This window comes from Streptococcus sp. 20925_1_69 (genome assembly GCF_041432365.1).
Lineage (GTDB): Bacteria > Bacillota > Bacilli > Lactobacillales > Streptococcaceae > Streptococcus.
This window is the reverse complement of record NZ_JAPVZL010000001.1, coordinates 140,900-153,640: the sequence shown is the minus strand read 5'-3', so window position 1 is coordinate 153,640 and position 12,741 is coordinate 140,900. Positions and strand designations below refer to the sequence as shown.

At 40.9% G+C, this 12,741-nt stretch carries 7 protein-coding genes; 2 read left to right on the top strand and 5 right to left on the bottom strand.

Annotation, left to right across the window (positions count from 1 at the left end):
* Positions 1-42 precede the first annotated feature (42 nt).
* Positions 43-3,144, bottom strand: a complete 3,102-nt coding sequence (locus tag O3601_RS00790) for a DNA polymerase III subunit alpha (protein ID WP_371470400.1) — start codon at positions 3,142-3,144, stop codon at positions 43-45.
* A 379-nt stretch (positions 3,145-3,523) separates the two neighbouring features.
* Here O3601_RS00790 and O3601_RS00785 point away from each other — a divergent pair, with 379 nt between their 5' ends.
* Together O3601_RS00785 and O3601_RS00780 are read left to right on the top strand one after the other, a co-directional pair.
* Positions 3,524-5,797 carry a Xaa-Pro dipeptidyl-peptidase gene (locus O3601_RS00785; protein WP_371470398.1) on the top strand — a complete coding sequence of 758 codons (2,274 nt, stop codon included), beginning with the start codon at positions 3,524-3,526 and terminating at the stop codon, positions 5,795-5,797.
* Between the two features lie 18 nt (positions 5,798-5,815).
* On the top strand, positions 5,816-6,286 hold the full coding sequence (locus tag O3601_RS00780) for an arginine repressor (protein ID WP_261024873.1): 471 nt from the start codon (positions 5,816-5,818) through the stop codon (positions 6,284-6,286).
* A 433-nt stretch (positions 6,287-6,719) separates the two neighbouring features.
* Here O3601_RS00780 and O3601_RS00775 read toward each other — a convergent pair whose 3' ends face one another.
* The 4 genes from O3601_RS00775 to O3601_RS00760 form a co-directional block, all read right to left on the bottom strand.
* Positions 6,720-9,023 (bottom strand): DNA translocase FtsK, encoded by a 2,304-nt coding sequence (locus O3601_RS00775; RefSeq protein ID WP_371470395.1) that lies wholly within the window; start codon positions 9,021-9,023, stop codon positions 6,720-6,722.
* A gap of 89 nt (positions 9,024-9,112) precedes the next feature.
* Positions 9,113-11,065 (bottom strand): fructose-specific PTS transporter subunit EIIC, encoded by a 1,953-nt coding sequence (locus O3601_RS00770; RefSeq protein WP_371470393.1) that lies wholly within the window; start codon positions 11,063-11,065, stop codon positions 9,113-9,115.
* Positions 11,062-11,973, bottom strand: a complete 912-nt coding sequence (gene pfkB, locus O3601_RS00765; RefSeq protein ID WP_173277717.1) for a 1-phosphofructokinase — start codon at positions 11,971-11,973, stop codon at positions 11,062-11,064. Before pfkB ends, O3601_RS00770 begins: the two co-directional genes overlap by 4 nt.
* Positions 11,970-12,710 (bottom strand): DeoR/GlpR family DNA-binding transcription regulator, encoded by a 741-nt coding sequence (locus O3601_RS00760; protein ID WP_166731264.1) that lies wholly within the window; start codon positions 12,708-12,710, stop codon positions 11,970-11,972. The genes pfkB and O3601_RS00760 overlap by 4 nt, the downstream gene beginning before the upstream one ends.
* Positions 12,711-12,741: the final 31 nt, after the last annotated feature.

Sequence of the window (12,741 nt, the reverse complement as noted above, 5' to 3'; positions counted from 1 at the left end):
TATACCACATTTGATTTTAAAATTCTTCTATTTTCCGTATTTTTAGCGATAAATCGTTTTCATAACGATTTCATTCAACTTCGCTTCTAATTCATTGGATTTAGCTACAAAATGATGGGGAGAAACGATTGTTTTCTGTTCCTCTTCATACCTGATGATGACTGGGATTTGGCCTTTATATTGGTCTAAAATACGTGAAATTTCTTGATCCGAATCATGATTCTTCACCTGTATCCAAAAGCGTTCAGCAACTGCTTCTCTTATTTCTTGTGCAATCATTTGCAGACGACCATCACGTGACTGGATTTTTCCTTTTATATAGTAGAAGGCTCCCTCTTTTACTTCCTGTCCAACCTGTCGATATAAGTCTGAAAAGAGAGTGACATCCAATTTTTTCTTACTATCATCTACCTGTAAGAAAGCCATATTTTCACCCTTTTTGGTACGAATTACTTTTATTTTTTGAACTTCAACCAATATAATTGAGTGACTATTTTCTGACAAATTTCCGATTGGTGTAATTGGGTAAATAGCCTTACTTGCAATAGCTTGCAGTGGGTGTTTGCTGACACCTATCCCTAAGAGCTCTTGTTCCATATAGAATTTTTCTTGATCTGTCCAATCTTCCGATTCCTGCCAACTATAAATAGTATCTCCAAACAAACTTCCTAACTCTTTTACAAATTCAAATAGATTAACTAAATTATTGAATACTTTTTGACGATTTTTTTCAAATGAATCAAAAAGACCAACTTTTACCAAAGGTTCTAGCAGAGTAAGTTTCAGATAATTCTCAGGTAATTTAGCTACAAAATCTTCAATGTTGGAATAGGGTCTATTTTCAAGAATCCATAGAGCCAAATCATTGCTGACTCCCTTAATCGATTTCAATCCTAGATAGATGGCCCTGTTTGTAATTTTATCGTGATAGGGAATGGTGTTGATGGATAGAGGCGCCACTTCAAAGCCTGCTTCAAGTGCATCTATTAAGTAATCACTGTTTGCAAAATTCAACATAACCTGATAAAAAATTGCTGGATAATGTGTTTTGAAATAGGCCAACTGGAAAGCCAAGGCTGAGTATGCATAGGCATGAGAACGGTTAAAACCATAACCTGCAAACTTCTCCATAACATCAAAGACCTGCTCTGCCTTTTCCGCAGTATGGCCAGCTCCTAATGCTCCTTGGATAAAGGATGCTCTCATCTCATGCATGGCAGAGGCATCCTTTTTCCCCATAGCCCGACGCAAAATATCGGCCTTTCCGAGACTAAATCCAGCAAATCGCTGAGCAACCTGCATAACCTGCTCCTGATAGAGCATAATGCCGTAAGTTGGAGCCAAAATATCCTCCAGAGCTGGATCTAGAACAGTCACTTCTTCCTGCCCATGCTTTCTTGCCACAAAATTATTGATATAGTCACTAGCACCTGGCCGATTTAGGGAAGTAGTTGCTACGACATCTTCAAAACAGACTGGTTGCACACGTTTTAGCAAGCGAATAGCTCCAGGTTGCTCAAATTGAAAGATACCTTTTGTATTTCCAGAGGCAAATAAAGCTAATGTTTCTTTGTCTTCCAAATCAATCTCGTTGATAGCTATCTTAACACCTTCTGTTTCAGCAAGCAACTCTTGCATCTTCTGGACAAAGGTCAAATTTCGTAATCCCAGAAAGTCCATTTTCAAAAGTCCACTAGCTTCAACTCCATAAGCATCATATTGAGTCAATGGAATTTCATCACCATGCTTTAGAGGGATGTAGTTGGTCAAATCTTGGTCACTAATGACAACACCAGCTGCATGGACAGAGGTTTGTCTTGGATAACCCTCAATCTTGCAGGCAATTTCAAAGGCTTTTTGGTATTCTAACTTACTATTGATTTGCTGACGAAACTGGAGATTCCTCTCATAGGCTGACTTGAGATTATCACGAAAACTGATTTTCTTAGTAATTGCAGATAATTCATACTCTGGCACGCCAAAGCGTTTCAAGACATCACGAAGAGCTTGCTTGGCCCCAAAGGTAGAAAAAGTAACGATCTGAGCCGCATGTTTACTGCCATATTTATTGCCAACATATCTGATAAAATCTGGACGATAAATATCAGGAATATCAATATCAATATCAGGCATGGTATAGCGTTCACGATTGAGGAAACGTTCAAAAATCAGATTTTTCTCTACCGGGTCAATCCCTGTGATATCCAAGGCATAGGACACCAAACTACCGACTGCAGAACCCCGTCCCATTCCCATATAGTAGCCATTTGAACGTCCAAAACGCAACAAATCCCAGACAACCAAGAAATAATCATCAAAGCCCATATCATGAATAACAGCCAATTCTTGATCTAGACGGTCTTGATATTCTTTACTAGTCAACCCCTTCTGAGCTAGTCCCAATTCAGCACGTTCTCTCAACTCTTCTACTGCTGGTCGCGCTGGATTAAAGCGAGGCAGTTTCAGACTAGTATCCAAATCATAATAAATACCTGAAATAAGTTTTTCTAAATTGTCCAAGGCTTGAGGAAAACGTTCTTGGAATAGTTTCTCTAAAGAACTTGCCGATATAAGGACATCTTGGCATGAGCTCAAGGGAACTTCTCTGAGGGGGATATTTTCTTTAATAGCTGTTAACACTTGTAAAACTTCTCTATCCCTGCTTTCAAAGGCATTGACCCGATATAGGGGTAAAATAGGATGATGAAATTCGCTGGTCAGTGTTTCTGGATAAACTCCAATATAGTAATCACAGCCTAGTTCCAACGACTCCAGTCCATCAAAATAAGGCACAATGACCGCAACATCCTCCAGATACTGGGACAGGACTGACCATGTTTTCTCCCCCTGCATCTTGGCTGTTGAAAGCTTCATCAACTGCTGATAGCCCACACTAGATAAAGCTAAAAAGCGCAAATTCACTTCCTTCTCATCCACTAAAAGAGTCATTTCAAGCCCTAGTAAAGGATAAATGCCGTATTTTTTTGTAATCTCTAGAAAGTCGAAAGCCCCATAAAGGTTATCAATATCCATCATAGCCAGATGAGTGTAGCCATAGTCTTTAGCTGCTCTCACATACTTGTCTATCGAAATAACGCTCTCCATAAAACTATAAACTGTTTTTGTATCTAGTTGTGCGATCAATTTACACTTCTCCTCTATCGTTCTCACTATATTATACCATTTTCAAAAAGAGAAAGACAAAAGCAATGACTCCTATCTCTATTTTATCCTTAAAGTAAAATTTTTTGAACGAAAAAAGCAAAAATACATTTAAAGAATCAAATGATCCGGTAATTTTTTTACTTTTTTATCCCAAGAAGTGAATATATCTTTTAAAATAGAAAGACACATCCAGTCAATCTATTTACTATGATAACTTGTTTTGAACTATAGAGTTGTACCTGTTTTTCATATAAATAATATTCATTATTCTTTAATTAATTTCTTTCTCATTTAATAATTCCCTTTCTCCTATTTTTTTGATATAATAACCTTAATTATTATTTTACAAGGAGGTTTTATGCGCTTTAATCAATTCAGCTATTTATCACTTCCAAGAGATACTATTTTATATGAATTAAAAAAGTATGGATTTGATTTTCCATCTGAGTCAACAAATAAAAAGATGTTGGAGTCTTTTCTAAGTCGTTTCTTTTTCACTTATCAAGACACCAACTACCCACTTTCCATCCTAGCAGCTGATAAAAAAACAGACCTGCTGACATTTTTTCAATCAGAAGATGAACTGACAGCAGATATTTTTTATACTGTTGCTTTTCAACTTTTAGGCTTTTCTTATTTGGTTGACTTCGAAGATAGTGACGTTTTTCGTAAAGAAACTGGATTTCCCATTATATATGATGACTTGATTGAAAATCTTTATCAGTTGCTCAATACTCGCACCAAAAAGGGAAATACTCTTATCGACCAACTTGTTAGTGATGGTCTTATTCCGGAGGATAATGACTACCACTACTTTAACGGCAAGAGTTTAGCAACTTTTTCCAGCCATGATGTTATTCGAGAAGTGGTCTACGTTGAGTCTCGTGTCGATACTGATCAAAAAGGTCTACCAGACTTAGTCAAGGTTAGCATTATTCGTCCACGTTATGAGGGACAAATCCCTGCCATCATGACAGCCAGTCCTTATCATCAGGGAACAAATGACAAGGCAAGCGATAAGGCTCTCTACAAGATGGAAGGCAAGCTTGAAGTGAAGCCTGCTCACAAGATCGAGCTAGAGGAACCTCAACTAAATCTCGTCCAAGCTCATGATCAAGCTGAGTTTGTGTCAGAAGCTGAGGAAAAGCTAACGCACATCAACGCTAGCTATAGTCTCAACGACTACTTCCTTCCACGAGGCTTTGCTAATCTCTATGTCTCAGGTGTTGGTACCAAAGACTCCACAGGTTTCATGACTAACGGAAACTACCAACAAATCGAAGCTTATAAAAATGTCATTGACTGGCTCAATGGTCGTTGTCGTGCCTTTACTGATCACACGCGCCAGCGTCAAGTCAAGGCTGACTGGTCAAACGGAAAAGTTGCCACAACTGGACTTTCCTATCTTGGAACCATGTCCAATGGTCTTGCGACTACAGGCGTCGATGGTTTAGAGGTTATCATTGCTGAGGCTGGCATTTCTTCATGGTACAACTACTACCGTGAAAACGGTCTGGTGACTAGCCCAGGTGGCTATCCAGGTGAGGATTTTGACTCCCTTGCTGAGTTAACCTATTCTCGTAATCTCTTGGCTAGCGACTATATCCGTGGCAATGAAGCTCACCAAGCTGACTTAGAAAAAGTAAAAGAGCAACTGGATCGCAAGACCGGCGACTATAACCAGTTTTGGCATGACCGCAACTATCTGCTCAATGCCCATAAGGTAAAAGCAGAGGTTGTTTTTACCCACGGTTCACAGGATTGGAATGTCAAACCACTTCATGTTTACCAGATGTTCCATGCTCTTCCATCTCATATCAATAAGCATCTCTTTTTCCATAATGGTGCCCATGTTTATATGAACAACTGGCAATCCATTGACTTCCGTGAGTCCATGAATGCTTTGTTGACAAAGAAATTACTGGGACAAGATACAGATTTCCAACTTCCTACTGTTATCTGGCAGGACAATACAGCCCCTCAGACTTGGTTATCACTTGATAACTTCGGTGGGCAAGAAAGCTTTGAATCCTTCTCACTTGGTCAAGAAGAGAAAGTCATTCAAAACCAATACTCAGATAAGGATTTTGAACGCTATGGTAAGACATACCAGACCTTCAATACAGAACTCTATCAAGGGAAAGTCAATCAGATTACTATTGACTTTCCTATAACTAAAGATCTCCACCTGAACGGTCGCGCTCAGCTCAATCTACGTATCAAATCCAGCACAAACAAGGGGCTCTTATCAGCCCAACTACTGGAAAATGGACAAAAGAAATATCTACAACCTTATCCAGCTGTTTTAAGTGCTAGAACCATTGACAACGGTCGCTACCACATGTTAGAAAATCTCTGTGAATTGCCATTTCGTGAAAATGCGCAACGAGTCGTGACAAAAGGCTATCTCAATTTACAAAATAGAAATGATTTACTGTTGGTAGAGGATATTACTGCAGATGAATGGATGGATATCCAATTTGAACTGCAACCGACTATTTACAAGTTACAAGAAGGAGATACTCTTCGTTTAGTCCTCTATACTACTGACTTTGAAATCACCATACGTGACAATACCGCTTACCAGCTGACTGTCGATCTTGAACAGTCTACACTTATCCTACCTCACTAAAAAAGGAGTTAAATTATTATGAATAAATCTGAACATCGACACCAACTCATACGAGCTCTTGTAACGAAAAATAAGATTCACACACAAGCTGAGTTGCAATCTCTTCTTGCTGATAATGATATTCAAGTTACACAAGCGACACTTTCGAGAGATATTAAAAGTATGAACCTCTCAAAAGTACGAGAAGAAGATAACTCTTACTATGTGCTCAATACAGGTTCTATCTCAAAATGGGAAAAACGCCTCGAACTCTACATGGAAGATGCCCTTGTCTTGATGCGCCCAGTTCAACACCAAGTCCTACTAAAAACCCTTCCTGGACTGGCTCAATCATTTGGTTCTATCATTGATGCTTTGAGTTTCCCTGATGCTATCGCTACCCTCTGTGGTGATGATGTCTGCCTTGTCATCTGTGAAGATGCAGAGGCAGCCCAACATTGCTTTGAAGATCTGAAACGGTTCGCCCCTCCATTTTTCTTTGGTGAATAAACAGAAACTGAACTCAAAAACTGCAGAACTCTCAAAATTTTAAACAGTAGTGAATTGATGTCAGCTAACAGCTAGCGAATACAATAGCTGATTCCTGCTGAAAAGTGAGCTATGTAGCTTAATAAAACAAAAAAAGAAATCTATCTCATACATGAGTACAAAAGCTCCCCTTATAGTTTCTAGTGAAAAACAAATATTCACTAGAAACTATAAGGGGAGTCTTCATATATCTAAAAGAAATTCTAAATCTGTTTCAGCTTGATATAGTGTTTGAATAAAATGTGAACAAATTTATTAGGGAATTCAAATCAATTTCATGCTTTAAAAGTCGTTTCGTACTATTTTAGATTCAATTAATTATACATCATAGATAATCCGCTTCAAAAACCTCTTCAAATCACGTCAGGTTCACATTTCCGTATAAGAGAGAAATTTATTGTTGCAATACTTTTCTTGGCTTGGTACCTTCAGCTGGACCAATGACACCTGCCATCTCAAGCTCTTCCATGAGACGGGTCGCACGGTTAAATCCAACTGATAAACGACGCTGAATCATAGATGCACTGGCTTTCTGGGTCTCAATGACTAGAGCTTTAGCTTCTTCAAAGAGAGGATCACCACCAGATTCACCATCTGAAAATTCTCCGTCATTTTCAGAAACTTCTCCCGGATCAAAACTCTCATCGTAGTCCGCATCAGCCTGAGCCTTGATGAAGTTTACGATGCGTTCGACATCGTCATCCGAGATAAAGGATCCTTGCAGACGAACTGGATGATTTTCATCAATCGGTTTAAAGAGCATGTCTCCTCGACCAAGTAATTTTTCTGCTCCATTTTCATCCAAGATAGTACGGGAGTCTGTCCCTGATGAAACCGCGAAAGCGACACGAGAAGGAACATTGGCCTTGATCAGACCAGAGATGACATCAACGGATGGACGCTGGGTTGCAAGAATCATGTGGATGCCGGCAGCACGCGCCTTCTGCCCCAAACGGATAATGGCATCTTCTACTTCCTTGCTGGCCACCATCATAAGGTCAGCCAACTCATCCACAATCACAACAATGAGCGGCAACGGAATCTGCTTGTACTCAGACTGGGCATTGAACTCTTCTACCTTGGCATTAAAGCCTGCAATATTCCGAACTCCCACCTTGGCAAAGAGTTCATAACGATTTTCCATTTCATCCACAACCTTTTGCAGAGCCTTACTGGCTTTGCGTGGATTGGTCACGACTGGAATCAAGAGGTGGGGAATATCATTGTAAACAGATAACTCAACCATCTTGGGATCGACCATCATAAACTTAACTTGGTCTGGTCTCGCCTTCATGAGAATGCTAGCAATAATGCCATTAACAGCTACTGACTTCCCTGAACCCGTTGAACCTGCAACTAGCAAGTGGGGCATCTTGGAGAGATCAAATGTTCTTGCGGTTCCATTAACAGCCTTCCCTAAAGGAATTTCCAAGAGATTTTCTGCTTTCGTTTGAGATTGTTCCCATAGTTCACGGAAAGATACAGTGGCAATCTCAGAGTTAGGTACTTCGATTCCGACTAAGGATTTTCCAGGAATGGGTGCTTCGATTCGGACATCCTTGGCTGCCAAGGCTAGAGCGAGGTCATCTGCGAGATTGGAAATGCGATTGACCCGTACTCCAACTGCTGGCTTGACTTCATACTTGGTCACTGATGGCCCAATTTCAGCCCGTTCAACTGTTACCTTGATACCAAAGCTAGCAAAGGTTTCTTCTAGGATTTTGATATTTTCTCGAACGATTTTCTTCTCTTTAGACTGGTCTTTAGGTTTATCAGGGGCAAAGAGTTGTAAGCTTGGAAGTTTGTATTCGAGGGCTTCCTTTGCTGAAAAATCGACCTGAACATCTTCATCTTCAGAGCCATCTTCCTGTTCAGGGAATTCAAGTTCAGCTTGAGGCAGGATGATTTCTGGTTCCACCCACTCTTCTTCTGGAATGGGTGGAACGTCAAGCACAACACCTTCTGTCAGAATTTCACCCGTTTCCATATCAACAGGAGGCAAATCGAGTAAGGCTTTTTCAGCCTTTTCTTGTTCTAATCTAGCCTCTTCCTCAGCCTTTTGACGAGCTTTTTCTTCTTGTTTAACAAAGCGTTCCTCTTTTCGACGCTCATGTCCTTCTCTCCATTTGGCAAATCCTCTACTGAAACATTCAGCAATATCATAAACAGACCAAGGACTGATTAGGAGAGCGCCTGCTAAAATCAAGATAGAACCAATAAAGTAAGTACCGATATTTGAAAAAAGAAAGGCGGTTGGCATATAAAGAGCGACCCCAATCAAGCCACCTCCAGCAAAACTGGTCGTTCGAAAACCAGTCAAATCCGTCATAACCTGAGCCATGGTTCCCTTTAGAACAGACTTGTCCAAGTCATATTTCCAAACTAAGTAGGCCTCAAAAATCAAGAGTAAACCTGCAAATATGGTGAAAAAGCCTGATAGGAGCCCTTCCTGTTTTCGTATCCACTTGAAAAAGAAGAGATAGACCAAAAGTCCAAATATTGCCAGATAGGCTAGGCTACCCACCAGCAAGCGGATTAAATTGTAAAGAGTGATACCTGCAGCCCCTAATTTAAAGGCTGCGAAAATCAATAAAAGCGCGATTCCCAAGGAAATCAACATTCGTTGAATCGCTTCTTTTCTTTCGAGTTCTGCTTTAGACGGTCTCCGTCTTGTTTTACTTGTATTCTTGTTTGCCATTCTACTATTATACCATATTTCACAGGCATTTCGGAAAGAGAAAAAGACTGCACCAAACGGTCCAATCTTTTCATTTTTCTATCTAAGTTTTATGCTTGTGGTTTGCGTAGGTAACCATAGACTACACCACTTACGATTGCTCCTACCAAGACAGAAACGAGGTAAAGGAGAGCATTTGAAGTAAGGGCGATAACGAAGATTCCTCCGTGTGGCGCCATGAGTTTAATACCAGTAAGACCAACGAGGCCACCTGCTACTGCTGAACCAAGGATGAAGCTTGGAATCGCACGAGCTGGGTCAGCGGCACCAAATGGAATTGCTCCCTCAGTAATAAATGACAAGCCCATGATGATGTTTGTCAGACCAGAGTTACGTTCTTCTTTAGTAAATTTATCTTTAAAAAGAAGCGTTGCAACAAAGATTGCAAGTGGTGGCACCATTCCTCCAGCCATAACTGCTGCCATGGCTACAGAACCACCTGAAGAAACAGTTGCTGCAAGCGTACCTGTACCAAAAACATAAGCCGCTTTGTTTACTGGTCCACCCATGTCAACAGCCATCATTCCACCAAGGACGATACCAAGAAGGACAGCTGAACCTCCTCCAAGACCGCCTAGGAAGTCATTCATAGCAGTGTTGATTGCTGCCATTGGGATGTTAACAGCTAGCATGACAAATCCAGTCAAGATTGTTCCAAGAAGTGGTAAGAGAAGGATTGATTTAGCACCTTCAAGTGAACGAGGAACTTTAACGTATTTCTTGATAGCAAGAACCAAAGCACCTGCAATAAATCCACCAACAAGGGCACCTAGGAAACCAGATGAGACACCTGCAAGAGTTGAAGTTGCTTCACCACCTGCAGCATAAGGAATTTTACCAAATGCAAAACCTTCTTTGGCAATAGCACCAGCCACGAAACCTGCTACCAAACCTGGTTTTTCAGCGATAGAGTAGGCAACATAACCTGCAAAGACTGGGAGCATCAATCCAAAGGCTGCACCACCAATTTTCATGAACATAGAAGCTAACTCATGGTAAGAACCAAGATTACCAAGGTTTTCATTCGGAACACCCAAAGCACCGTCAATCAAGAAGGCAAGGGCAATCATGATACCACCACCGATAACGAATGGCAACATTTGAGAGACACCACTCATCAAGTGTTTGTAGAAGGCACCACCAAGACTTTGTTTTTCGTTAGAGGTTGTTGCGGCTTTGGCTCCATTAGCAGCACGGTAGACTTCAGCATCTCCAGAAAGAGCCAAGTTGATCAACTCTTCTGTCTTGCGGATACCGTCAGCAACTGGACGATTAATCAATGGTTTGCCATCGAAACGATCCATTTCAACCGCCTTGTCTGCAGCGATGATAACAGCTTTAGCCTTGCGGATGTCCTCAGCAGTTAGTTGGTTACCAACACCGCTAGCTCCGTTGGTTTCCACCTTAATTCCAACACCCATTTCAGCAGCCACTTTTTGAAGGGCTTCTTGGGCCATGTAAGTGTGGGCAATACCTGTCGTACAAGCTGTAACAGCTACGATAAAGTCACCAGTTTCATTTGCAGGCGCTTGAACAGGTTCCTCAGTTTTTTCTGAAGCTTGGTCAAAAAGCTCAATGACTTGGTCAGCTGATGTTGCTTGGCGAAGTTTGTCAGCAAAACCGTCTTTCATCAAGTATTGAGACAATTCTGCCAATGCTGCCAAGTGAGTATCATTGGCACCTTCTGGAGCTGCAATCATAAAGAAGAGGTCAGTTGCTTGCCCATCTAAGCTCTCATAGTCAACACCCTTGTTTGACTTAGCAAAGAGAACAGTCGCTTCTTTGACGGCAGCATTTTTACTGTGAGGCATTGCGATTCCGTCACCCAAACCAGTAGAAGTCAAAGCTTCACGCGCTAAAATTCCTTCTTTAAAAGTTTCAAAATCTGTCACATAACCGTGATCTACCAGACTTTTAATCATCTCTTCTATGACAGCAGTTTTTTCAGTTGCTTGCAAATCCAGCAACATGACATCTTTTCTCAATAGATCTTGAATTTTCATCGTTTTTCTACCTCAACTTTTTCATATGTTTCTTTAATAAAGTCCGCTGTTGCCAAGTCATCTGAGAAGGTGGTTGCCGTTCCACAAGCCACTCCCCATTTGAAGGCTTCTACCGCGTCTTTGGATTTGACAAATTCACCTGTGAATCCAGCTACCATAGAATCACCAGCTCCAACTGAATTTTTCACAGTTCCCTTGATTGGTTTAGCAAAGTAAGCTCCCTCAGATGTGACAAGAAGGGCACCGTCGCCAGCCATAGAGATAATGACGTTTTGAGCGCCTTTAGCCAGTAACTCACGAGCGTATTTCTCAATTTCATCTAAACTTTCGAGTTTAACCCCAAAAATCGCTCCAAGTTCATGATTGTTTGGTTTGACCAAAAGTGGCTGATAGTCCAAACTATCAATCAAGGTCTGTCCTTCAAAGTCACAAACAACTTGCGCACCAGTCTTGCGTGTCAAGGCAATCAAATCCTTATAGATGACATTGCCTAGATTTTTAGCACTTGAACCCGCAAAGACAACTGTATCATCTGCAGTTAAACTAGACAAAATAGCTTTCAATTCTTCTAACTGAGCCGGTTCAACAGTTGGACCCGTTCCGTTGATTTCTGTTTCTTGGTCCGCTTTAATCTTAACATTGATACGAGTATCTTCTGCCACTTGAACAAAGCGTGTTTCAATTTGCTCTTCTGCCAGAGTATCTGTGATAAATTTACCAGTAAAGCCACCGATAAATCCCGTCGCTGTATTTGAAATATCCAAACGTTTCAAGACACGACTGACATTGATTCCTTTCCCACCAGCAAACTTATCATCACTGTCCATACGATTGACACTACCGACTTGGACTTGGTCCAAACGAACAATATAGTCAATGGATGGATTGAGTGTGACTGTATAAATCATACTTCTATTACCTCCGTTTTCTCCTTAATAGCCTGCAAGAGATCATGCCCTTGGCTTGTGATAACAATAGCTCGCTTGAGTGGTGCTACCTTGGCAAAGCAAGTTTGTCCAATTTTAGACGAATCCACCAAGACATAGGTCTGTTTGGCATTCTCTAAAATAGCACGCTTCACAGCCCCCTCCTCCATATCAGGAGTCGTATAATAGCCATCGTCCACACCATTCATCCCGATAAAGGCACGGTCAAAGTGCAATTGGTTAATCTGGTTAAGAGCAACTCCCCCGATGCTCGCATCTGTTGCCATCTTGACACTTCCTCCAACCATGACAGTTGGAATCTGCTTTTCAACCAACTGTGCGGCATGGTGAATCGAATTTGTCACAACAGTAATATTCTTATTAACCAATTCATGGATCAAAAAAGCAGTTGTTGTTCCAGCATCGATAAAGATGACATCTTGTTCCTTGATGAGAGAGGCTGCTTTCTGAGCCAGCAACTTCTTCTCCTGAAGGTTTTTGACAGATTTTTCTTGAATAGTTTCTTCTTCCTGCAAGGAGTGAGGCAATTCTGCTCCACCATGTACACGACGAAGCTTATTTTCTGCTTCTAACTCATCCAAGTCTCTTCGAACCGTTGATTCTGACGTTTCTAACAAACTAACTAATTTCTCTAGAGAAACTACATGATGTTGATTTAACTCCTCTAAAATAAGTTGCTTCCGCTCTGTTTTTAACACTGAATCACCTCCTGTTATCGTTTACACTATT